This is a genomic window from Schaalia odontolytica (genome assembly GCF_009730335.1).
GTDB classification, from domain to species: Bacteria; Actinomycetota; Actinomycetes; order Actinomycetales; family Actinomycetaceae; genus Pauljensenia; species Pauljensenia dentiphila.
Map to the genome: position 1 here is coordinate 250990 of NZ_CP046315.1, position 22800 is coordinate 273789.

Annotated in this window: 19 protein-coding genes; 9 read left to right on the plus strand and 10 right to left on the minus strand. The window is 64.0% G+C overall.

Annotation, left to right across the window (positions count from 1 at the left end):
• Window positions 1–946: 946 nt before the first annotated feature.
• From FOC40_RS01145 to dnaA, 8 genes are all read right to left on the minus strand, one after another.
• Window positions 947–1339 carry a DUF3566 domain-containing protein gene (locus tag FOC40_RS01145; protein ID WP_004565405.1) on the minus strand — a complete coding sequence of 131 codons (393 nt, stop codon included), beginning with the start codon at window positions 1337–1339 and terminating at the stop codon, window positions 947–949.
• Between the two features lie 127 nt (window positions 1340–1466).
• Window positions 1467–4070: a DNA gyrase subunit A gene (gyrA, locus tag FOC40_RS01150; protein WP_004565404.1), complete on the minus strand. Its 2604-nt coding sequence runs from the start codon at window positions 4068–4070 to the stop codon at window positions 1467–1469.
• Window positions 4071–4145: 75 nt separating this feature from the next.
• Complete coding sequence (gyrB, locus tag FOC40_RS01155; RefSeq protein ID WP_004565403.1) at window positions 4146–6170, minus strand: DNA topoisomerase (ATP-hydrolyzing) subunit B; 2025 nt, start codon at window positions 6168–6170, stop codon at window positions 4146–4148.
• A 307-nt stretch (window positions 6171–6477) separates the two neighbouring features.
• Window positions 6478–7377, minus strand: coding sequence for a hypothetical protein (locus FOC40_RS01160; RefSeq protein ID WP_050755240.1), 900 nt, complete (start codon window positions 7375–7377; stop codon window positions 6478–6480).
• A 99-nt stretch (window positions 7378–7476) separates the two neighbouring features.
• Window positions 7477–8265 carry a DUF721 domain-containing protein gene (locus tag FOC40_RS01165; RefSeq protein WP_004565400.1) on the minus strand — a complete coding sequence of 263 codons (789 nt, stop codon included), beginning with the start codon at window positions 8263–8265 and terminating at the stop codon, window positions 7477–7479.
• Window positions 8258–9454, minus strand: a complete 1197-nt coding sequence (recF, locus tag FOC40_RS01170; RefSeq protein ID WP_004565399.1) for a DNA replication/repair protein RecF — start codon at window positions 9452–9454, stop codon at window positions 8258–8260. The genes FOC40_RS01165 and recF overlap by 8 nt, the downstream gene beginning before the upstream one ends.
• A gap of 1 nt (window position 9455) precedes the next feature.
• On the minus strand, window positions 9456–10592 hold the full coding sequence (gene dnaN, locus FOC40_RS01175; protein WP_004565398.1) for a DNA polymerase III subunit beta: 1137 nt from the start codon (window positions 10590–10592) through the stop codon (window positions 9456–9458).
• A gap of 409 nt (window positions 10593–11001) precedes the next feature.
• Window positions 11002–12441: a chromosomal replication initiator protein DnaA gene (dnaA, locus tag FOC40_RS01180; protein WP_004565396.1), complete on the minus strand. Its 1440-nt coding sequence runs from the start codon at window positions 12439–12441 to the stop codon at window positions 11002–11004.
• A 449-nt stretch (window positions 12442–12890) separates the two neighbouring features.
• Here dnaA and rpmH point away from each other — a divergent pair, with 449 nt between their 5' ends.
• The 9 genes from rpmH to FOC40_RS01225 all read left to right on the plus strand — a co-directional run bounded on the left by rpmH (window position 12891) and on the right by FOC40_RS01225 (window position 19807).
• Complete coding sequence (rpmH, locus tag FOC40_RS01185; RefSeq protein ID WP_003791379.1) at window positions 12891–13031, plus strand: 50S ribosomal protein L34; 141 nt, start codon at window positions 12891–12893, stop codon at window positions 13029–13031.
• Between the two features lie 9 nt (window positions 13032–13040).
• Window positions 13041–13394, plus strand: coding sequence for a ribonuclease P protein component (rnpA, locus tag FOC40_RS01190; protein ID WP_034511940.1), 354 nt, complete (start codon window positions 13041–13043; stop codon window positions 13392–13394).
• Window positions 13391–13756, plus strand: coding sequence for a membrane protein insertion efficiency factor YidD (gene yidD / locus FOC40_RS01195; protein WP_004565395.1), 366 nt, complete (start codon window positions 13391–13393; stop codon window positions 13754–13756). The genes rnpA and yidD overlap by 4 nt, the downstream gene beginning before the upstream one ends.
• A 48-nt stretch (window positions 13757–13804) precedes the next feature.
• Window positions 13805–15145: a membrane protein insertase YidC gene (gene yidC / locus FOC40_RS01200; protein WP_004565394.1), complete on the plus strand. Its 1341-nt coding sequence runs from the start codon at window positions 13805–13807 to the stop codon at window positions 15143–15145.
• Window positions 15146–15228: 83 nt separating this feature from the next.
• Entirely contained in the window at window positions 15229–15732 is a 504-nt protein-coding gene (locus FOC40_RS01205; RefSeq protein WP_003791364.1) for a protein jag, read from the plus strand.
• A gap of 13 nt (window positions 15733–15745) precedes the next feature.
• Window positions 15746–16408: a 16S rRNA (guanine(527)-N(7))-methyltransferase RsmG gene (gene rsmG, locus FOC40_RS01210; protein WP_004565393.1), complete on the plus strand. Its 663-nt coding sequence runs from the start codon at window positions 15746–15748 to the stop codon at window positions 16406–16408.
• A 285-nt stretch (window positions 16409–16693) separates the two neighbouring features.
• Window positions 16694–17575, plus strand: a complete 882-nt coding sequence (locus FOC40_RS01215) for a ParA family protein (protein WP_039929642.1) — start codon at window positions 16694–16696, stop codon at window positions 17573–17575.
• A 170-nt stretch (window positions 17576–17745) separates the two neighbouring features.
• Window positions 17746–19032, plus strand: a complete 1287-nt coding sequence (locus FOC40_RS01220; RefSeq protein WP_039929641.1) for a ParB/RepB/Spo0J family partition protein — start codon at window positions 17746–17748, stop codon at window positions 19030–19032.
• 145 nt (window positions 19033–19177) lie between these two features.
• Entirely contained in the window at window positions 19178–19807 is a 630-nt protein-coding gene (locus tag FOC40_RS01225; protein WP_004565390.1) for an HAD family hydrolase, read from the plus strand.
• Window positions 19808–20294: 487 nt separating this feature from the next.
• On the opposite strand, the gene FOC40_RS01230 is transcribed toward FOC40_RS01225, so the two are convergent.
• Both FOC40_RS01230 and FOC40_RS01235 read right to left on the minus strand, forming a co-directional pair.
• Window positions 20295–21437 (minus strand): IS1249 family transposase, encoded by a 1143-nt coding sequence (locus tag FOC40_RS01230; RefSeq protein WP_131240564.1) that lies wholly within the window; start codon window positions 21435–21437, stop codon window positions 20295–20297.
• A 319-nt stretch (window positions 21438–21756) separates the two neighbouring features.
• The gene (locus FOC40_RS01235) at window positions 21757–22785 is read right to left on the minus strand and encodes a D-alanine--D-alanine ligase family protein (protein ID WP_004565388.1); all 1029 of its coding nucleotides are present in this window, start codon (window positions 22783–22785) and stop codon (window positions 21757–21759) included.
• Window positions 22786–22800: the final 15 nt, after the last annotated feature.

The following is a 22800-nucleotide window of genomic DNA, read 5'->3' on the forward strand; positions in this document are numbered from 1 at the left end:
GAGGCGGTCTGCACTTTGGCATCGAACCGTGACCTCACTGCTGCCACATGGGGAAATGACGTCATGAGAACCCCGACACGCTACTGACACGCCGACAGCCAGCTCCTCATGCTGCAAAACCCCCACCGAGGCCGATGTGGAGGGTGCCGGAGGCACCGCAAACTATGGTGGCGGGGCCGGCAGGCGCGACAACATTCACCCGGTACGCCCTCTCCCCCACTCAACCCGTGACAAAGTTCGCCCAGCAACCTCAAAAACGTCAAATTTGGGGTGTTTCGAGCACGCAGGGCGAACTTTTCCGCGCACCGGACGCAGCGACGTGGGGACGATGACACCACTGCAACCGCTGAAACAGACCAGCATGAAACCCCCATCACCACTGCGCGCCCCTGAACAGCAACCGTTGAAACCGACAACACCACTGCGACCGCAAAACGCACCAAGAACACCCATTTCTCACCCGCAAAGGCGACACCGGTTTCAGTTGAGGCTCGGCCGGCGCCCGCAAAGGCGACACCGGTTTCACGCGAAGGATCTGCGACACCCACACGTAGCTTCAAACCCACTCCTCAGAAAACTCGCACGAAGTTCGATCGGACCGACCCCTCAACAACACTCAGAAACATTGAAATACCAACAATCACAATTCAAATTCTGAAACAGTCGCAGGGGAATAACGTGCGACATTAATGACCTGGCATGGAGGGAGGTGACGCACACGTAGTCAGGTGAGGCCAAGCAGTGCCAGCAGAGGGCGACAGTGAGCGATAGCGGGGCCGGGCCGGGCTTCGAGACGACGCGCCGAGCGAAGCTCGCGGCGCGGACGGCGAGCGGGCGGGCAGGCCACGCGGCGGCCGGAGATCAGGCGGGGCTACAAGCAGCGCGATAACCGTCGCAAGGCATAGCAAAAGGGGCCGGCATCAGCCGACCCCTTGCGCGAGTGCCCTCACTCATCCATGAGGGACACCTTGATGCCGCCCACCAGGGAGGCGACGACGTTGTAGAGCATGGCTCCCAGCGTCGACAGGGCGGTGAGCAGAACGACGTTGATGACCGCGACGATGGTCGCGTAGGAGATGACCCGCGGCAGGCGAGTATAGTCCAGGAGGTCCGCGTAGCGGCCGGCGCCCATGGTCTTGAGGAATTCCTCAAGCTGGCTGAAGACGTGCATGGCGTCGACCATGAGCCACAGGACGATCGTGGCGACGACCATTGCGATACCCAGGGCGACGGACAGCAGGAACGCCACCTTCATGACGGTCCACGCGTCGATGCGCGCGATGGCCAGGTCAACTCGGCGGGGAGCGTCGCTGCGGGTGCTCGAGACGTGGTCGCTCATGGGTTTCCTTCCAGGTCGCACTTCCTACCTGCCAGGCTACCGCATCGCCTGGCACCGGCGCTGGTTCCGCGCCGCTTTGGCAGATTGATCACGGGACGAGGCGGGGGCCTCGTCCCGTGATCATGCGTCACTTGTCAGTGTCTGCGGTATCGTCGCCACCTGCGGGGGCCGAAGCCTCGTCCGCGGGGGCGTCGGTCCCTTCCATAGACTCGGTGTTCTCGGACTCGTCAGTCTCGTCCTCGTCACCCGAATCGGGGTTGCGAGTGATCGCGATAATGCGGTCGCCCTCGTCGGGGCGGGCGAAGATGACGCCCATGGTGTTGCGGGCGGTGGGTCGCACGTCGGAGGCGTTGACCTGGACGAGCTTCCCGGACTCGGTGATGACCATGACGTCTTCATCGGGTCGCACGACGAGGGCACCGACGAGGTCGCCGCGTTCGTCGACGAGCTTGCCGACGCGCACGCCGAGGGTGCCACGCGACTTGGTCGGGTATTCATCGACGGGGGTGCGCTTGGCGTAGCCGGACTCGGTGACGATCAGCAGGTCGGTGTTGTCACGCGGGACCTCCATGCTGAGCAGCTCGTCGTCGCCGCGGAACTTCATGCCGCGCACGCCGGACGTGGAGCGGCCCATGGAGCGCAGCTGGTCTTCGGTGGCGGTGAAGCGCACGGCCTGGCCGTCGCGGGAGACGAGGATGAGGTCTTCGTCGGCCATGATGGTCTGTGCGGAGACGAGCTCGTCGGGTTTTCCGTCCTCGTCCTCGCGCAGGTTGATGGCGATGATCCCGCCGGAGCGGGGCGAGTTGTACAGGCTCAGCGGGGTCTTCTTGACGAGGCCGCGCTTGGTGGACAGGACCAGGAAGTCTGCGTCCTCGTAGGTGCGGATCGCGAGAACCTGTGCGATGTGCTCGTCGGGCTGGAAGGCCAGCAGGTTGGCGACGTGCTGGCCCTTGGCGTCGCGACCGCCTTCGGGGATCTCGTAGGCCTTGGCGCGGTAGACGCGGCCGAGGTTGGTGAAGAAGAGCAGCCAGTTGTGCGTAGTGGTGACGAAGAAGTGTTCGACCACATCGTCGCCGCGCAGCTGGGTGCCGCGCACGCCCTTACCGCCGCGCTTCTGCGAGCGGTAGTTGTCCGTGCGGGTGCGCTTGGCGAAGCCGTCGCGGGTGATGGTGACGACGACGTCCTCTTCGGGGATGAGGTCTTCCATCGACATTTCCCCGTCGAAGGGGAGGATGCGGGTGCGACGCTCGTCGCCGAACTTGTCGACGATTTCGCCAAGTTCGGCGGAGATGATGGCGCGCTGACGCTCGGGCTTGGCGAGGATGTCGTTGAGATCGTCGACGCGGGCCTTGAGTTCGGCGTGCTCGTCCATGATCTTCTGGCGTTCGAGGGCGGCCAGGCGGCGCAGCTGGAGGGCCAGGATCGCGTCGGCTTGGATGGCGTCCACGTCGAGCAGCTCCATGAGGCCGGCGCGGGCCTCATCGACCGTGGGGGAGCGGCGGATGAGGGCGATGACCTCGTCGAGGGCGTCGAGGGCCTTCAGGTAGCCTTCGAGGATGTGCAGGCGCTCGAGGGCCTTGCGCAGGCGGAACTTCGTGCGGCGCACGATGACGTCGATCTGGTGGTTGATCCAGTGGCGGATGAAGCCGTCGATCGACAGGGTGCGGGGCACGCCGTCGACGAGCGCGAGCATGTTGGCGGAGAAGTTCTCCTGCAGGCTAGTGCGCTTGTAGAGGTTGTTGAGGACGACCTTGGCGACGGCGTCGCGCTTGAGGACGATGACGAGGCGCTGGCCGGTGCGGCCGGAGGTCTCGTCGCGGATGTCGGCGATGCCGCCGATCGCTCCGTCGCGCACGAGCTGGGCGATTTTGTCGGCCAGGTTGTCGGGGTTGACCTGGTAGGGCAGCTCGGTGACGACGAGGCACTGGCGGCCCTGGATTTCCTCGACGTTGACGACGGCGCGCTGCGTGATGGAGCCGCGTCCGGTGCGGTAGGCGTCTTCGATGCCCTTGTGGCCCAGGATGGTGGCGCCGGTGGGGAAGTCGGGTCCGGGGATCAGCTTGATGAGCGCTTCGAGGAGCTCTTCGCGGGACGCGTCGGGGTGCTCGAGGGCCCATTCGACGCCGCGCGCGAGTTCGCGCAGGTTGTGCGGCGGGATGCGGGTGGCCATACCGACGGCGATGCCTTCGGAGCCGTTGGCCAGGAGGTTCGGGAAGCGCGCGGGCAGGATGGTGGGTTCCTGGTTGCGGCCGTCGTAGTTGTCCTGGAAATCGACGCATTCTTCGTCGATGTCGCGGACCATTTCCATGGCCAGGGGCGCCATCTTGCACTCGGTGTAACGGGGTGCGGCGGGGCCCAGGTTGCCGGGGGTACCGAAGTTACCCTGGCCGGCGACGAGGGGGTAGCGCAGCGACCAGGGCTGCACGAGGCGCGCGAGGGCGTCGTAGATCGCGGCATCGCCGTGGGGGTGGTAGTTACCCATGACCTCGCCGACGACGCGGGAGGACTTGGAGAACGAGGAGGTGGGGCGGTATCCGCCGTCGTACATGGCGTACAGGACGCGACGGTGGACGGGCTTGAGGCCGTCGCGCACGTCGGGCAGGGCGCGCCCGACGATGACGCTCATGGCGTAGTCGAGGTAGGAGCGCTGCATCTCCTTTTGCAGGTCGACCTGGCGGATGCGCTCGGTGTCCGAGATGTGCCGCGCGTCAGTTGTCTGCTCGTCGCTCACGTTGTTCCTTACGTTGTTTCTGCTCGATCAGGCCCGCCCGGTACGAGGCTGGGGCTGGGCTGGTCGTGGGTGATGTCAGATGTCGAGGAAGCGCACGTCGGTGGCGTTGCGCTGGATGAACGTGCGGCGTCGGTCGACGTCGTCGCCCATGAGGATCGTGAAGGTCTCGTCGGCGTCTGCGGCCTCGTCAAGGGTGACCTGCTTGAGGATTCGGCTGGCCGGATCCATGGTGGTCTCCCACAGTTCGTGGTCGTTCATCTCGCCCAGACCCTTGTAGCGCTGGATGCCGCCTTCCTTGGGCAGGCGGCGGTTCGCGGCGGAGCCGGCGGCAAGTAGTTCGTCGCGTTCCTTGTCGGAGTATGCGAATTCGTGCTCGGCGTTGGTCCACTTGATTCGGTACAGCGGGGGCATGGCGATGAAGGTGTGGCCGCCCTCGATGAGGGGTCGCATATAGCGGAAGAGGAGGGTCAGCAGCAGCGTGGCGATGTGCTGGCCGTCGACGTCGGCGTCGGCCATAATGACGATCTTGCCGTAGCGCAGTTTCGAGATGTCGAAGTCTTCGCCGATGCCGGTGCCGAAGGCGGTGATGAGGGAGCGGATGGTGTCCGAAGACAGGGCTCGATCCAGGCGCGCCTTTTCGACGTTGAGGATCTTGCCGCGGATCGGCAGGATCGCCTGACGCTCGGGGTCGCGGCCGCCGACGGCGGAGCCGCCTGCAGAATCGCCCTCGACGATGAAGATTTCGCACTCGGAGGGCGTGCGCGAGGAGCAGTCGCGCAGCTTGCCGGGCATGGAGGCGGATTCGAGGACGCCCTTGCGGCGGGTGGCCTCGCGGGCCTTTCGGGCGGCGACGCGGGCGGCCTGGGCGGCCTGGCCCTTGTTGATGATGGCCTTGGCATCGGCGGGGTGGGCGTCGAGCCAGTCGGTGAGCTTGGAGTAGACCTGCTGGGCGACGAAGGTGCGGGCTTCGGTGTTGCCGAGCTTGGTCTTCGTCTGGCCCTCGAACTGGGGCTCGGTGAGCTTGATCGAGATGACGGCGGTCAGGCCTTCGCGGACGTCGTCACCGGTGAGGTTGTCGTCCTTGTCGCGGATGATGCCCTTTTCGCGGCCGTAGCGGTTGACGAGGGAGGTCAGCGCGGTGCGGAAGCCCTCCTCATGCATGCCGCCTTCGGTCGTGTTGATGGTGTTGGCGAAGGTGTGGACGGACGAGGAGTAGGCGGTGGTCCACTGCATGGCGATTTCCACGCTCATGGTGCCTTCGTCGTTTTCGGCTTCGAAGTCAATGATCTCGTTGTTGATGGTCTCGGACTTCTTGGCGGAGTCGAGGTATTCGACGTAGTCACGCAGGCCGTGCTCGTAGCAGTAGGAGACGGTGCGGTGGCCCTTGGTCTTCTTGTCCAAGGCCTCCTCGCCGCCGGCGATCTCGTCGCCTTCGTCGGTGGCGAACTCGCGCTCGTCGGTCAGGGTGATGCGCAGGCCCTTGTTGAGGAAGGCCATCTGCTGGAAGCGCTGACGCAGAGTCTCGAAGTCGAATTCGACGGTCTCGAAGATCTCGGGGTCCGGGTAGAAGACCTGGGTGGTGCCGGTCTCGTCGGTTTCTTCGCCGCGCTTGAGGGGGGTGATGGGGGTGCCGCCGTTTGCGAACGACATGCGCCACACGTAGCCCTGGCGGCGGATCTCGGTGTTCACGCGGGTGGACAGGGCGTTGACGACAGAGATGCCGACGCCGTGCAGGCCGCCCGAGACGGCGTAGCCGCCGCCGCCGAACTTGCCGCCGGCGTGCAGGATCGTCATGACGACCTCGACGGTGGGCTTGTGCTCGGTGGGGTGCTCATCGACCGGGATGCCTCGACCGTTGTCGACGACCTTGATGCCGCCGTCTTCCTGGATCGTGACCTCGATGTGGTCGGCGTAGCCGGCCAGGGCCTCGTCCACGGAGTTGTCGACGACCTCGTACACCAGGTGGTGCAGGCCGCGTTCGCCGGTGGATCCGATGTACATGCCCGGGCGCTTGCGGACGGCTTCCAGGCCCTCGAGGACGGTGATGTCCGATGCGCCGTAGGACTGCTCGCCTTCGGCGTTCTTCTCGTTGTCAGCCACGTGGCTCCCCTCGCAGTGCGCGAAAATAGATGTTTAACCTTGTAGATTCTACCAAAAGTGGCGCTTGTTCCCGGGATTAACAGGATCGGAGGGTTACTTTACAAACTGCGTGATTCCAACGAAAAGTCGACTGTGATCAGTCACATGCCGATTGTGGTTGCGGCTGGGACGCAGGGGGCCGCCCTCCCGGCTGGGAGGGCGGCCCCGTCACTCGTGTGTCAACAGCGACGATTCGCACGCCAGGAGGCTCCGTACGACGCCGATACAGAGCTCTGAGCGGATGCGCGCGCGACGCCTGATCAGTGGATTACTTCGGCTGCCAGGTCCACGTCTGATACTGCTTGCCCTGATAATCGAGGATGGTCCAGAGCGGGTCACGGAACTCGATGGGGTCCCTCTTGTTCTCGATCACCCGGTAGACGACGACTTGTTGCGTCTGTCCAGCGGGAAGGTCACCAGCAGTGGGCACATACGAGAAGTCGTCGGGCTCCGGAGTCTGGAAGAAGTTAGGTATGTGAAGCTGCTCGTTGTTCTGGTAGGGCATCGGCAACAAAACGCACGATTCCGTGGCGTTTCCCTTGTTGGTGACATTGAAGGTGTATTTGAGCGTCTGCTCGTTGTTGTCGGCCTTGGGCCCGTAGGAGATGTCGGTCATCTCGTAGAGGCAATTGGTGTCTTGCGCAACCATGCTGAGCATGCCGTTGGCTCCCGTTCCGTTTCCCTGCGTGGGTGCGGCGGACGGGTTGGTGTTGTTGGGCGCCTGAGGGTTGCCGGGCGCGGGGTTCGCCGGGTTTGCGCTGCCATTCCCCGGGTTCGCCGGGGCGGAGGTGCCGGGCGCGGGGGCGGAGGTGTTCGAGGAGTCGTCGGAATCAGATCCCGACATTGCCCAGATGACGACACCGACGATGATCGCGATGACGACGACCGCCGCGATGATGCCGATGATGAGCGGCGTCTTGGACTTGCCGCCCTGCTGGGGTGCGCCCTGAGGGAATCCACCCTGCCCACCGTAGCCACCCTGCGGGTTCCACTGGCCGTAGGCCTGCTGGGGTGCACCCTGAGGGAATCCACCCTGGTACTGGCCGGGGGCGTACCCACGCTGCTGTCCGTATCCCTGCTGGTATCCGCCTTGGGCTCCGCCGGGGTATCCACCCTGCTGGCCAAATCCCGGGGTGCTTCCTTCGTTCCTGGCGAATGGATTGCTCATGATGTCTCCTTAACAAGCCCTCACACGCGGGCTAACGGAACAGCGTATCAGAGACCGCGCGGTCAGAAACACATTTGGACGCAGACGTGCCCGGCGCTGTCACCCGTAGTCGGCGCGCGGGCCTCGGCCGCGCACGACGTAGGGGCCTTTGCGCCACGAGGGGGCGACGGGTCCTCGGATGATGACCTGCTCGACGACGCCTGATCCTACCTCTTCGGCGATGCGCCGCTCGATGGTGGGTAGGAGCAGCTGGAGCTGTTTGGCCCAGGCGGTGGAGTCGGTGCGCACGACCAGGCGGTGGCCTTCGAAGGTCTCGATGCGAGCGTGTTCGGCGACCTGCGGTCCGACGATGTCGCGCCATTTCGCCATGATCGACCCCATCTTGGTGGGGGTGTCCCATTCTCGGGTTTTGATCGTGCGCGCCAGGATGGCGCCCAGGGAGTTGGCCCTGCGGTAGCGCGGGCGCATGGCTGCCAGGCCGGGGGCGCGGCTCCACGAGGCGCCGGTTCCCTCCAGGGCCTGGCGCAGGGCCGCGAGGTCGCCCTCGGGGTCGTCTTCCGTCGACGAGGCTGGGGCTTCGATCCCGTTGGCGTGGCGGTAGGCGGCGGCTCGGGCTGCGGCACGCGCGGAGACGTTCTCCTCGTCGGTGAGGCGGCCGAATCCGTCGGTTTCGATGGCCGCGTATTCGCTGGATCCGTCGAGGCTGCGGCGGGGACGTGTTTCGTCGAGGCCCCACGAGGGCAGGGTGGACCTCGTGTAGCCGTGCGTGCGGGCGACGCTCTGGGCTCGCTCGAGGGCGCGGACGACGAACTCGTCGGCGTCGGCTTCGTCGCCGGGGGCCACAGCTCCGCTCAGCTCGTCGGCGGCCATGTCCTCGCGCTCACTCATCGTCGGCCTCGTCGATGACGGTGCCGCGCTCGGGGTCGAGGCGCACGTGCAGGGCGTGGTGGTCGAGGGAGTCGGGCAGGTCACCGGCGACCGCGCAGGTGACGATGATCTGCTCTGCCTTCGAGGCGAGGGCGGCCAGGCCCTCACGGCGCGAGGAGTCAAGCTCGGCGAAGACGTCGTCGAGGATGAGGATCGGGGTGTCGCCGTCGTCGCTGAGCAGCTCGAAGGCGCCGAGGCGCAGCGCGAGGGCGACCGACCATGATTCGCCGTGCGAGGCGTAGCCCTTGACGGGCATCGCGCCGAGGCTGAGGGTCAGGTCGTCGCGGTGTGCACCGACGAGGTTGACGCCGCGTTCGGTTTCCTTCTCTCGTACTGACGCGAGGGCCGCGAGCATGCGCTCGGTCTGAGCGTCCACGTCGGTGAGGTCGGCGCTGGCCGGGTTGTCGGGGTCGGTGCCGATGACGCGGTCGACCGAGGCGTCGAAGGCGAGGTGCAGGTGGCGCGGGGAGTCGGCGACGTCGTCGTAGGAGCGCGCGGCCGGCTCTTCCAGGCGCGATACGATGGATGCTCGCGTCGCCGTGATACGCGCGGAGAGGGCGGCGAACTGCTGGTCCCAGATCTCGAGGGTCGACAGGTCGGGGGACTGGCCGCGGCGGAGCGAGGCCTGGGCGGCCTTCATGAGCGCCGCACGCTGGCGCGCGACCCGATCGAAGTCGGAGCGCACGGAGGCGTGAATGGGGGAGAGCTGCGTGGCCAGGTCGTCCAGGAAGGATCGGCGCACCGACGGGTCGCCGCGCACGAGTGACAGATCCTCGGGGGCGAACACGACCGTGCGCACGACGCCCAGAATCTCGCGGGGCTTGACCTGCGCGCGGTTGACGCGCGCGCGATTGGCCTTCCCGCGCACGATTTCCAGCTCGATGACTTGCTCGCGACCGAAGATCACGACCCGCGCGCGGATGACGGCACCACCCGGGGCGGCCTCGGCCTCGTCGATGGGGATGCGCACGAGGGCACCCTCCGCGCCGACCCTGTGCGACGAAAACGTGGACAGGTAGGCGAGGGCCTCGACGAGGTTCGTCTTTCCCTGGCCGTTCGCGCCCACGAGGACCGTGGGGCCCTCGGGCAGCTCAACGACCCCGTGCTTCCAGGAGCGGAAGTCGTCGAGGGCCAGGTGGGAGACGCGCACGTCAGATGCCGAAGCGGATGGGCATCAGCAGGTAGCGGAACTGCGTGACCTCGCCCTCGTCGGCCTTCTTCTGGCCCGTGATGACGGCCGGCTTTGTGGGGTGCGTGAAGCCAAAGCGCACGTAGTCGGTGTCCAGGACCTGCAAGCCGTCGATGAGGAACTGCGGGTTGAACGCGGTCGATATGTCGTCACCGTTCAGGGTCGCCTCGATGGCTTCGGAGGCCTGGGCGTTGTCGCCCTGGCCGGCCTCGAGGACTAGCTGGCCCTCGGTGAAGGCCAGGCGCACGGAGGTCTTGCGCTCGGCAACCAGCGACATACGCTTGACGGCCTCGAGCAGGGCGTGGCGATCGACGACGGCCTGGATCGGCGTCGTATCGGGGAAGAGTCGGCGCACGGCGGGGTAGTCGCCGTCCATGAGGGTCGAAGTCGTGCGGCGGCCCTGGGCGGTGAAGCCGATGAGGGACGAGGCGCCGGGCTGGGACTCGCCGGACAGGCCGACCTCGACCTTGGCGCCCGAAGTCATCGACTTAGCGACGTCCTGAAGGATGCGGGCCTTGACCAGGGCGACCTCCTCGATCGAGGTGTCGGTGGGCTCCCAGTCGAGCTCGCGCATGGCGAGGCGGTAGCGGTCGGTAGCCAGAAGCGTGATCGCCGGGCCGTTGATCTCGATACGCACGCCCGTCAGCAGGGGCAGCGTGTCGTCGCGCGATGCGGCGATCGACACCTGGGTCACGGCCTGCGACAGCGTCGAGGAATCGATCGCGCCGACTCCCGTGGGCTGCGCGGGCAGCAGCGGGTACTCATCAAGGGGCATGACCGCGAGCGTGAAGTGCGAGGAGCCGCAGACCAGGTTCACCTTCTGGCCATCGAGCTCGACGGAGACGGGCTTGGAGGGCAGCGACTTGGAGATGTCGGCGAGCAGACGACCGGAGACCAGGACCTCGCCGGCCTCGTCGGCGGTCGCGGGAATGTGCGAGTTCGCGGAGACCTCGTAATCGAAGGAGGACAGGGTCAGCTCGTCGCCCTCAGCCTTGATGCGCACGCCGGCCAGGATCGGCGAGGCCGGACGCACGGGGAGCGCGCGGGCGGTCCACGATACGGCTTCGGCCAGAACATCGCGGGCGACGGTGAACTTCATAGCTGCCTCCAAAACACAAAACGGATCGGACACTACTTTACCCACAAGTGTGCCCACGTGGGGCAGGAAATTTGCCTTGCGTGCGCCATCGCGTTGCGTCGGTGGCGACGTTGTTGTGCGGAGGCCTGTGAAAAAAATTGTGTCATGTGACTGTCCCTCCATCATAAGGTCTGTGAGTTCTGTGGATAACTCCCTTATGCGTCGGAATTTCAGTCAAATCTCTGTGATGTCATTCCGGGACGAGGCTGTGGATTTGTCACGACCACCTGTGCACGAAGCAAATGACAACTTTTTGAGATCCACAGGCAAGGCCCTTTTCTCCACAGCCGACGCGTATTCGTCCACCAGCTGTGCACAACTCCTGTGAATCTCGTGCGGGCGCCGATTTTCGTCAGCGCCCGCGCCATTTTCACGACTCCCTGGCCTTCTGCTTAATCCTATTTGTAAGCTCTGACACGTGGTTGAAGGTCTCGCGCTTCTCCTTCATAAGCTTCGAGATCTTCTTGTTCGCGTGCATGACCGTCGTATGGTCGCGGCCGAAGGCCTGCCCGATCTTTGGCAGCGACAGGTCGGTGAGCTCGCGGCACAGGTACATGGCGATCTGGCGGGCCTCGACGACGTTGTGGCTGCGCTCCGACGAACCCATCTGCTCGATCGTGACGCCGAAGTAGACGGCGCATTGGCTCATGATGAGGCTGACGGTGATCTCGTTGTCGTCCGGGTTGGACACGAAATCCTTGAGCATCATCTGCGCGAGGTTGAGGTCGATGCGCTCCTGATACAGCGACGCCCACGCGCCGATGCGCACGAGCGCGCCCTCCAGCTCACGGATGTTCGAGGAGATGCGCGAAGCCACGTATTCAAAGACCTCAGGGGTCACCTCAAGGCCCTCGGCGTCCGCCTTCTTATGCAGGATCGCGATGCGTGTCTCCAGGTCCGGCGGCTGAACGTCGACGAGCAGGCCCGAGGAGAAGCGCGAGCGCATGCGGTCCTCGAAGCCCTTGAGCTGAGCCGGGGGCAGGTCCGAGGTCAGGACGATCTGCTTGTTCGCGCTGTGCAGCGCATTAAAGGTATGGAAGAAGCCTTCGACCGTCTGCTCCTTATCACCGATGAACTGGATGTCGTCGATGAGGAGGATGTCGAGCTCGCGGTAGCGGCGGTGGAAGGCCTCGACCTGGGAGTTATCCGTCTTATTGAGTCGAATCGCGTTGATGAACTCGTTCGTGAACTCTTCGGAGTTGACGTAGCGGACCTTCAGGTGGGGCATCATCGACAGCGCGTTGTGGCCGATGGCTTGGAGCAGGTGCGTCTTGCCCAGCCCGGAATCGCCGTAGATAAAGAGGGGATTGAAGGCGGTGCCCGGGGTTTCAGAGGCGGCCAGCGCGGCGGCGTGCGCGAAACGGTTCGACGGGCCGATGACGAAGGTGTCGAAGGTGAACTTCGGGTTAAGGTGGGTCGGGCCGGAGTCCGTGGGCGCGGTCACGAGGGCGGGGGAGTGGTGCTCCTCGTCCTCATCGGTCGACGAGGCCGGGGCGTCCGTAGGCGCGGCGGGGGTCGTTTCCTCCTCTTCCTCTTCTTCCGTGACGACCTCGAGCGTGGGGTCGACGGTGATGGCGATGCGGACGGTGCGGCCCAGGTGCACGGACAGGGCGGTCGTCAGCTTCGATTGCGCCTTGTCTTCAATCCACTGCTTGGTGAAATCGTTGGGGACGGCGAGGAGGATCGTGCCTTCGATGTCGCCGAGGGGACGGGCCGAGCGCAGCATCGACGTGGCGACGGGCCCCAGCTCGTCGGTGGGGACTGCGTCCAGGGCCGCAGCCCACGCGCGTGTGAGGGAATCCGACTCCACGGCAACCTCCGGTCACAAATTCAGGTGAGTTCGGTCACGACTAATCGGTGATGTGCGTGACGCTCGTACATTATCGAAGTGTAGTCCGCGCACATGTTATGCACAGACTGGGGATGAACCTGTGGAGAACTATCACAGAATCACAGCTTTGTAGTTACAACTTTGGGTCCGCAGCAGCGTGCGGAAAGCAAAAATACGCATAGCCTGTGGATAACTGTTGTCATCCACCCTCTGTGGACGGATGAGATCCACAGTGATTTGCACAGCTGTGGATACTGTGTGTGACGCGGTGGGTAACACCGCCGCGTTGACGTGTGGCCCCAATCCGCTTAATCTTGGTCTTTGTTTGCGCCCATTTCGGGCGTGCGTCCCCGCTATCGCGCGTGCTTACGTGTCGATAGCCCAACCGATACCGAGTGGGAAACCACTCCCCGCCGAGGAGAATTGCCGTGACCACCAAGCGGACCTTCCAGCCCAACAACCGTCGTCGTTCCAAGACGCACGGCTTCCGTCTGCGCATGTCGACCCGCGCCGGCCGCGCCATTCTGGCTGCCCGCCGCCGCAAGGGCCGCGCCAAGCTGTCCGCCTGAGACACCCCGGTGCTGCCGCGCGCGCACCGCATGGTTGACCCAGCGGACTTCACCGCCGCGATCCGACAGGGAACGCGAGCAGGGGATCCGCTGGTCGTCGTCCACGTCCGAGCCGACGAGGAACGCAACAGTCGCCTCGTCGGTTTCGTCGTACCCAAGCGGGAAATCAAGCGCGCCAACGGACGCAATCGCGTCAAGCGGCAGCTGCGCCACCTCATGCGCGAACGGATCGCCGACCTCCCCAAAGGAGCCCGGGTCGTCGTGAGAGCCTCGTCCAAGGCTCTCGGCGTCCCCTCCAAGGAACTCGGCGAACACCTTGACCGCGTGATGGCGCGAGCGTGGCGTAAGTGGGACGCACGATGAACATGGCGGGCCGGGCGCTTCGCGCTCTCATGTCCGCACCCATCGTCGCCTATCAGCGCTACATCTCCCCGGCCCTCGGCCCCCGGTGTCGATACGCACCCAGCTGCTCCACCTACGCTCTCCAGGCCATTCGCGTCCACGGACCCATCAAGGGACTCATCCTCGGGACTTGGCGGTTGCTCAGATGCAACCCCTGGAGCCACGGGGGAGTGGACCACGTACCAGAGCGTGGACGCTGGAAGCCCGACCCCTGGATTCCACCCGAGGATTGGGCTGGGCACGACAACTGGGTACGCCCCGACCCCATGGGACTCGACCCGGAGCACGACCTGACCGAGCCGGACACGGCCTCGGGACTCTAAGGAACAACGAAACAGCGGCGCTCCCGCGCCACGGCGAAAGCGAAAACTATGTTCGACGCAATCCTCCACCCCTTCGCGTGGGCGATCTCCTACGTGTGGGTCTGGATCCACGACCTCCTCGTGCTGCTCGGAATGTCCTCCGGATCGGGCATGGCATGGGTCCTGTCTATCGTGCTGCTCACCATCCTGGTGCGTATCGCCATCATCCCGCTGTTCCTCAAGCAGATCCGCTCCTCGCGCGCCATGCAGGCCATCCAGCCTGAGATGCGTAAGATCCAGGAGAAGTACAAGGGCAAGAAGGACCAGGTCAGCCGTCAGAAGATGATGGAAGAGACCCAGGCCCTTCAGCGCAAGCACAAGGTCTCGCCCTTCGCCTCCTGCCTGCCCATGCTCGTTCAGATGCCCGTCCTCTTCGGCATGTACCGAGCCATCATCGCGGTCTCCTCCATCTCCAACGGCACCTACACCTACCGCGGCGAGGCCACCGATCACCTCGGCCCGCTCACCGAGTCCGTGTCCACCGAGATCGTGAACTCCACCGTCTTGGGCGTTCCGCTCTCTCACACCCTGCGCGAATCCTGGGGCCAGCCCACGATCGTTGCCGTTTTCATCGCCGCGATCGTCCTCATGGTCGTCCTGCAGTTCGTCTCCATGCGACTGTCCTTCTCGCGCAACATGCCCGACATGGGCGACAACCCGATGGCTCAGTCGCAGCGCTCCATGATGTACGTGATGCCGCTGATGTTCATCTTCTCCGGCGCGTTCTTCCAGATGGGCGTCGTCGTCTACACCGTGACCGCCTCCTTCTGGGCCCTCGCCCAGTCCCTCTGGACCATCAAGGTCATGCCGACCCCCGGCTCCCCGGCCTACGCCGACCTCCTCGCCTCCCGCGAGGCCGCCTACCAGGAATGGGCCAAGCCCTACTTCCAGAACTACGACCGTGAGCGCGCCGCCCTGGGCGTTGCCGGCTCCGACCCGCGCATCGACGAACTTAACGAGCGCACCCTCGCCGAGCTGCGCTCTAAGGCCAAGAAGCAGCGCGTCGCCTCCGACTTCCCGGCCTCCATGAGCGCCGGCGAAATCATCACCGTCTACCGCAACCTGGCCACCCAGAAGTGGACGACCCTGCCCGACGAGCAGTGGATGCACGGCCTCACCCTGGCCGTCGAGAAGCGCCTGGCCAAGCAGGAAGCTTCCGCCCATCGCGCCGAGCTCCAGAAGCAGGTCCGCGACCGCCGCGCCCTCGAGCGTGAGTCCGCCAAGGCCTCGTCTAAGGATGCGTCCGAGGCCAGCGAATCGACCTCCGGCCACGGCTCGCTGAGCGCCGAGGAGATCGAGCGTCGCCGCATCGAGCGCCGCAAGGCCCGCCGCCGCGGCAACAAGCGCTGACCACCATAGATTCACGGTTCCAGGCCCCCAGCCGGTAACCTGGACACCAGCAAGACCCCATTCCCCACTACGGAGGACACGTCATGAGTGACGACAACGCAGACAAGCTGACCCGCCTCGAAGAAGAAGGCGAAATCGCCGCCGACTACCTGGAAGAGCTGCTTGATATCGCCGACCTCGACGGCGACATCGAGATCGACGTCGAAAACGGCCGCGCCTCGGTCGAGATCGTCGCCGACGACCCCGACGCCCTCGACCGCCTCGTGGGCGACGACGGCGAGGTCCTGGACGCCCTCCAGGAGCTGACCCGTCTGGCCGTCCAGACCGAGACAGGCGAGCGCTCGCGCCTCATGCTCGACATCGCCGGCTTCCGCGCCGAGCGCAAGGAAGAGCTGCAGGACATCACCCGCGAGGCGATCGCCCGCGTGCGCGCCACCGGCGAGGCCGTCAAGCTCGACGCCATGAACCCGTTTGAGCGCAAGGTGTGCCACGACGTGGTCGCCGACGAGGGCCTCACCTCCGAGTCCGAGGGCGCCGAGCCCCACCGCCGCGTGGTTATCCTCCCCGAGGACACCGACGGTGAGTGAGAACCCGAACGGGATGGGAAGGGGTCGCCAGGTCGGCGACCCCTTCGTCCCAGAAGAGCCCACGCAGGCCGTCTGCGAGTTCTTTGGACCGGCCTTCGCCGAGGTCGCCGAATACGCGCGCATGCTCGAGGAGGAAGGCGAGATTCGCGGCCTCCTGGGCCCGCGCGACATGGAGCGCATCTGGTCGCGCCACATCGTCAACTCCGCCGCCGTCCTGGACTTCATGCCCCGTAAGGATGGCCGTCAGGTCCTCGACGTCGGCTCCGGTTCCGGTCTGCCCGGCATCGTGATCGCTGCCTGCCGCCCCGAGCTCGATGTGCACCTGGCTGAGCCCATGGCGCGTCGCGTTGAGTGGCTGATGGACGTTGTCGAGGACTTGGGCCTCGACAACGTGACGATCCACCAGGCGCGTGCCGAGGAGCTTCGCGGCAAGGGCAAGGCTGACGTGGTCACTGCCCGCGCTGTGGCGAACATGAGCAAGCTCGTGCGCATGACGTCGAAGCTGATCGCCCCCGGCGGCTCGCTCGTGGCCCTCAAGGGCCGCCGTGCGCCCATTGAGGTGGACGAGGCCTCGGCGGAGCTCCGTCGTCACCACCTGCGCGCTGAGATCCATGAGGTGCCCTCCATCATGGAGGACGAGTCGACGTACGTGGTCGTCTGCAATCGGATCAAGTAACGCGTCCCCAGTGGGGGAGAGGAGCGTCGTGGCGGTTGCTGCGGCGCTCCTCTCATATAGTGACGCGAAACACATTGGTGTGGTGTTGTGTCAGATCGATTCCCTCGATTGACGATTTGTCGCGTTTTGGCTCTTCGCTGGGAGAATCGATCCTACAGAACGAAATTTTTTTCGTTTCACGGCGGTGCGCGGAGATTGTGTGCGCCTGGATGCATCCCGGGCCTTTCGTGCTGGAAGTGTGTGCGTCTGCCCGTAAACTAGGGGCAGTATCTAGGAAGGTGTCACGTGAGTATCAACAACACCCCTTTGTCGAATCAGATCGAGCGCAACATGCGCGATCTGGCCATGCTCGAGCGCGCAACGTTCCCGCGCCCTCAGCACACGCGCATTATCGCCGTCGCGAACCAGAAGGGTGGCGTCGGTAAGACGACGTCGGCCGTTAACCTCGCGGCCGGCCTCGCGATGGGTGGCTTGTCTGTCCTCGTCGTCGACGCGGACGCCCAGGGAAATGCGTCGAGCGCGCTCGGCGTTCCGCACCCCGCCGGAACCCCGTCAACCTATGACGTCATTATTGGTGGCGCCAGCGTTGCCGATGTCGTGCAGCCGTGCCCCGACATCGACGGTATTGTCGTGTGCCCGGCCACGATCGATCTGTCCGGCGCCGAAATCGAGCTCGTCGATGTTGAGCGTCGTGAGTACCGGCTGCGCGAGGCCTTGCGTGAGTATGTTTCTGAGCATGTCGATATCGACATCGTGCTCATCGACTGCCCGCCTTCACTCGGCCTTGTGACGCTGAATGTCATGGTCGCCGCCGACGAGGTTATGATCCCGATTCAGGCTGAGTATTACGCCCTGGAGGGCCTCAGCCAGCTGTGGAACACCATCGAACGGATCGGTGTCGATCTTAATCCCGGCCTGCGTGTCTCCGGCATGTTGCTGACGATGGCGGACAAGCGTACGAAGCTTTCCGAAGAGGTCGAGAGCGAGGTTCGTTCGCACTTCCCGGACCACACTTTTGAGACCGTCATCCCGCGATCGGTGCGCATTTCCGAGGCGCCGAGCTACGGTCAGACTGTCGTCACGTACGATCCCCGCAACGTGGGTGCAATCGCGTATCGGAAGGCCGCGTTGGAGCTGTGTCAGCGCGTTGCTGCCTCTGAAGAGTGATTGTTTCACGTGAAACATTCGGTGTTTTCCGTATGTTTCCTCAGATCGGCACGTATTAGTTACCGTGCGTGAGCATTGGTGCAACAAAGTGATCAAAGACGCTTACTAGCTGAGCGCATGCCATTGTTTCACGTGAAACAATGAACCGACGCAATTGAAGGAGTATTGCAATGGCGGATGCAGCATCGAAGTCTGAGGGCCGTAAGGGCGCTCGCAGGCACACTGGTCTCGGCCGTGGTCTTGGCGCTCTCATTCCTCAGGCTAGCGAGCAGGCGCCGCACAACGCACCCTCCGCGCCCTCCCGTCCCCTGGACGTGTTCTTCCCCGAAGGTAGCTCAGGCGGTAAGCGTGGAGGCTCCGCTAAGGACCTTTTGCAGCCCAAGCGTGGCACTGCCTCGTCGAAGAAGAAGCGTCCGACGATGCCGTCCGTTGATGCGGCCGGTGGACGTCGCGGCGCGGGCTTTCGTAGTGGTCTTGGCAGCGGAATCAATGGCTCAGATTCCCGCCAGAAGGCGGCTCGTGTGCCCGCAGCAGGCTCTTCCGCGAACGAAGCAGAAAAGCGCGAAGAACAGAATGTTTCACGTGAAACATCCGTTGAGCACGAGCTTCTTCCGGTGCCCGGTGCATCCTTCGCTGAAATTGCGATCGATCAGATCGTTCCCAACACAAAGCAGCCTCGAGAGGTCTTTGATGAGGACGATCTCAAGGAACTGTCGGCCTCGATCAAGGAGGTCGGCGTTCTCCAGCCCGTCGTCGTTCGTAGTATCCCCGCGAAGGGTCGTTCTGAGAAGCTCACCGAGTTCCTCGCCGATAAGCCCGAAGCACGCTTCGAACTCATCATGGGTGAGCGCCGCCTGCGCGCCTCCGAGCTCGCTGGCGAAACCACGATACCGGCAATTATCCGGGAGACCGAAGACGGAGATCTGCTCCGCGACGCGCTCCTGGAAAACCTCCACCGGGCCCAGCTCAACCCGTTGGAAGAAGCGAGCGCATATCAGCAGCTCATGGCGGATTTCGGTGCGACTCAGGAAGAGCTCGCCAAGCGAATCGCCCGCTCACGCCCGCAGATTGCGAACACCCTGCGCCTCCTCAAGCTCCCGCCGTCCGTCCAAAAGAAGGTCGCCGCTCAGGTCATCACCGCCGGCCACGCCCGAGCGCTGCTGTCTCTGTCGACGCACGAAGAGATGGAGCGACTGGCTGAGCGTATCGTCGCCGAGGGTCTCTCCGTGCGTACTACCGAAGAGATTGTTCGCCTCGGCAAGGCGAAAGCGACGCCGCGTCCTCGTGCCCGCCAGCAGCGTCCTCTGTCGCAGCTGGGGGAGAGCGTCGTATCGGCGCTGTCCGACGCGTACGATACGCGCGTGACCATCACCGAGGGACGTAAGAAGGGCCGGATCGTCATCGAATTCGCAGGATGCGAAGATCTCCAGCGGATTGCAGACCTTATCCTTCGCTGATATAACTTCATAGTTTTTTCGCAGATCAAGCGCAGTATGTTTCCAACGCGACACTTCCTGAGCTAATCTTCGGATGAATTAACGCTTAAACTACCTTTAAAGGGTCCGCCGTCGGGCCCTCGCAGTACCAGAAGGAGCGAAAGGCATGAACGCCCAAGGCAGTTCGCGCACCGTGCTTTTCGATGTCGGTGGTGTGCTCGTCGATGCTCACCCGGATCCGCACGCTATCGCCGAGTTGTTCGGTGATGGTTCTCGTTGTCTCACGGCACTCGTTGATCAGGCGATGTGGACCCATCGTGGCGAGTATGACGCCGGGATGTCCGACCGTGAATTTTGGGACCGTATCGCTGGGGACTGCGGTCAACCCGAGCCTTCCAGTGCCCTTCTGAAAGAACTTGTCGCGCTCGATGTGTCGCGCATGGCGACGGTAGACGAAGAAACTCTCGATCTTGTACGCCGTCTGCGTCGACAGGCAGTACGCCTCGGTATTTTGTCTAACGCACCGTATCCCATTGCGAAGGCAATTCGTCGCTCCGAGTGGGGAAGCCTCTTCGACTTCTTCGCTTTCTCGTGCGACTACGGCGTCTGTAAGCCGTCACGCGGTATCTACCGCGACGTACTCGTGCGCCTTAACGTACCTCACGAGGACGTTGTTTTCATCGATGACCGTCGCGTGAACGTCCGCGCGGCGGAGCTCCTCGGCGTTCAGGGCATCGTTTGGCAGGGCGTTGAGGACGCAGAAACGCGCCTGAAGGAGCTCGGAGTCCTTCGCTGATAGGCTCTGTGTCAGCGAAACTGACCTCAGCTCGGCATCGAAGAAACGACACAGAGGCGTACAGAGAACGAAATCTCACCTCGATTTGGTCTCTCTAGCACCGCGCGCACGACCAATCGCGCCAGACCGTCGTCCCGTCCGTCGAAGCGCGCATGAACGGCAGACAATGTTTCACGTGAAGCAATGACGGATACATGTCTCGTTGTATCGTCGTGATTGGCATGGTGCTACTACTGTTTTCGATCGACTGCTACCCGTGCTATGCTGGCACCTGTAGGGGTCAGAAGGCAGTCCACCCTATGTGCTTTGCACCGGACAGCCGAAGCGCCCTACAGTGAGGACATTAGGCAGCCCCATCGGGCAGCCAGGATGTCCTCACTTTTTATTGCGCGTATTGACCGATTGTGGGCGCCATAATCGGTCGGTGATAGAGCGTGTCCGTGGGCTATAGGCGCAAACGTGGTGCTTTAGGCGGCGTGTTGTGGGTCTAGTGGGCGCGTCCGGCCCAGCCTTTGCGTGGCCAGAGTCCTTCTTCTGGGGTGGGGGTTCCTTCCGGGATTCCGTGGCGTTTCTGATCGGTGTGGTTGGGGTGTTTTGGTGTGGGGATCCGGCGGGGTGTGGGGCGCCCGTCGTGTTCCCGTTGGGTCAGGACTTCGGTGGGGGTCGGGGGTTGTGGGGTGCGCAGGAGGAGAGCCCATTCGGCGATGACGGCTTGGTGGTAGGCACTGGCACCGCGGTGAGCGTGGAGGAGTTCACGCACGACAGCGTTGATGGATTCGACGTGGTTGGTAGTGGCGCAGGCCGGCGGGTCGGCTGGTGTGCCGTCGGGGTTGGTCAGGTAGGTGAACAGCACTCCTTGGCGTGCCAGTCGTGCCAAGCGTCGGTAGGCGCGGCGCGTGCGTTCATGCGTGTACCACCAGGTTTTACCGGTTTTTGACGCCCATGCAGGGTCTTGAGCGGCGAAGGTGCGCTGTGACATCCATTCTCGGAAGGTGTGCCCAAAGTCGTGGAGCATCGTCAACCACGCGCTGGCTTGGTCGACGCTGGTGATGCTCGTCAAGCGTCGTGACAAGGCCAGCAACGCCCGTGCGGGTTCGGTTCTGGGATGCATGGTTAGGTCGCGGATGATGTCACGATGAACGTGGACCAGGCAGCGTTGCACGCGCGTGGCGGGCCATAGGTGCGCGATAGCTGCCAAGGCGCCTGCAGCACCGTCGGTGGTGACCACATCGGCAGGAGCGAGGCGTTCAAGTAGGGCCGTGTAGGCCTGCGCGGATTCGTTGGCCGCCCACTGCCACTCCAGCACATGCTCGCGGTCTCGGGCGATCAGCAGCACCCATCCGCCCGACAGGTGCATGCCGTCAATGAAGATCTGATCGTGGACCTGCCCGGTGACGGGCGGGTGAGGTACCGGCACCTGCCAGCACCAACAGGTACGACGCCGGAAAGCGCGCGCTGAGCCTTCCTGTTCGTCTTGGGTGTGCCGAGACGTTGCCCACGCGATGAAGTCTGCCAGCTCATCGGCTTGTTCGTGTCGGCGCGCACGCCCTGATGGACATGTGGTTGACAGGGCGCACGAGGTGCATTTCCACCGTTGAGCGCCCGCCGCGGTGTGTCCATTCTTCTTCATCGGCACAGCGCACACCGGGCAACGCCGAGCACGATTCGATCGTGTTCTCACCCACTACACGATCACCCCAGAAAGTCAAGGAAGCTGCGCGATTAACCGCCCGAACCTAAATAACAGCGACTTTCGCCCGCAATCCCAACCTAAACCCGGAACTTAAGCACCACGTTCGTGACCTATAGTCCGATTGTGGGCGCCATAAGCGGTCGGTGATAGAGCGTGTCCGTCGTTGCATAGTGCGATGGACTGGCGATTGTTTCACGTGAAACATGTGGGCCCGGGAGGACGATTCTCCCGGGCCCACAGCGCGTTGAATGAGCGATCACTCCTTGATCGCCTCGGCGTCCTCGGCGATAATGGCGCCGGCGCCTTGCTCGTCGAAGGCGTTGGCGACGCTGTGGACGTCGCGGCCTCCGGCCACGAAGTCCACAATGTCAGCGCACAGCTGCGCGAAAGACGAGTCCTCAAGCGCGTCAGCGGCCTGGGGGAGCAGCGAGGTGTCCGTCATGCCAGGCGCGACGTTCGCGTCGATGAACCAGCAGGTGCCCTCGTCGTCGACCACGAAGTCCATGCGGGACAGGTCGCGCAGACCCAGCGTCGTATGGGCCTCGACGGCCGCGGCCTGCAGGTCTGCGAGAAGCTCGTCGGAGAGACGAGCGGGAACGAAGTACTCCGTTTCGTCGGTCGTGTAGCGGGCATCGTAGTCGTAGCGGCCACGATCCGTCGACACCTCGACCGGGGGCAGGGCCACGGGACCGTCCCACAGATCGACGACGGAAACAGCCACGTCGCGGCCGTCAATGCGCTGCTCGACCATCAGGCGCTGGCCGTAAGCGAAGGCATCAACCATCGCGCGACGCAGGGCCTTGGCGTCCTGTGCAGTTGAAATACCGAGAGCAGAGCCGCCGTCAGTCGGCTTAATGACGACGGGGAAGGATACCGAGCCCTCGAGTGCAGACAACACGTGAGAAGCACCCAGCTGGCGGAAAATCGCCTGCGGAAGCGTCACCCAGCCGGGCGTCGCGAGGCCCGCAGAACCTAGCAGAGCCTTTGCCGTAGGCTTGTTCGAGGCAAGCATCGCCTGCACCGACGATGAACCCACGAAGGGGATTCCGAGTGACTCGAGGAAGGACTGCAGGGATCCGTCCTCGCCAATCGAACCGTGTACCAGCGGCCACACAACGTCGGGGGAGAAGGACGAGATGGCGTCCGCGAGAGAGGCGTCGACGTCGGAAATACGCACGTCGTAACCGAACTGCGTCAGGATGTTCGCGACGCGACGACCCGAACGAACTGACACGTCACGCTCGTGCGTCAGACCGCCGGCAATGATCAGAACTTTGGTAGCCATGGGGGTATCTCCTCA

Bases quoted from the DNA above. Each gene is read 5' to 3' on its own strand.
- FOC40_RS01220 (WP_039929641.1), top strand. From the start codon at position 17,746: ATGGCGGATGCAGCATCGAAGTCTGAGGGCCGTAAGGGCGCTCGCAGG.
- FOC40_RS01145 (WP_004565405.1), bottom strand. From the start codon at position 1,339: ATGAGCGACCACGTCTCGAGCACCCGCAGCGACGCTCCCCGCCGAGTT.
- dnaN (WP_004565398.1), bottom strand. From the start codon at position 10,592: ATGAAGTTCACCGTCGCCCGCGATGTTCTGGCCGAAGCCGTATCGTGG.
- yidC (WP_004565394.1), top strand. From the start codon at position 13,805: ATGTTCGACGCAATCCTCCACCCCTTCGCGTGGGCGATCTCCTACGTG.
- FOC40_RS01165 (WP_004565400.1), bottom strand. From the start codon at position 8,265: ATGAGTGAGCGCGAGGACATGGCCGCCGACGAGCTGAGCGGAGCTGTG.
- FOC40_RS01235 (WP_004565388.1), bottom strand. From the start codon at position 22,785: ATGGCTACCAAAGTTCTGATCATTGCCGGCGGTCTGACGCACGAGCGT.
- yidD (WP_004565395.1), top strand. From the start codon at position 13,391: ATGAACATGGCGGGCCGGGCGCTTCGCGCTCTCATGTCCGCACCCATC.
- FOC40_RS01160 (WP_050755240.1), bottom strand. From the start codon at position 7,377: ATGAGCAATCCATTCGCCAGGAACGAAGGAAGCACCCCGGGATTTGGC.
- FOC40_RS01230 (WP_131240564.1), bottom strand. From the start codon at position 21,437: ATGAAGAAGAATGGACACACCGCGGCGGGCGCTCAACGGTGGAAATGC.
- FOC40_RS01205 (WP_003791364.1), top strand. From the start codon at position 15,229: ATGAGTGACGACAACGCAGACAAGCTGACCCGCCTCGAAGAAGAAGGC.
- rsmG (WP_004565393.1), top strand. From the start codon at position 15,746: ATGGGAAGGGGTCGCCAGGTCGGCGACCCCTTCGTCCCAGAAGAGCCC.
- FOC40_RS01225 (WP_004565390.1), top strand. From the start codon at position 19,178: ATGAACGCCCAAGGCAGTTCGCGCACCGTGCTTTTCGATGTCGGTGGT.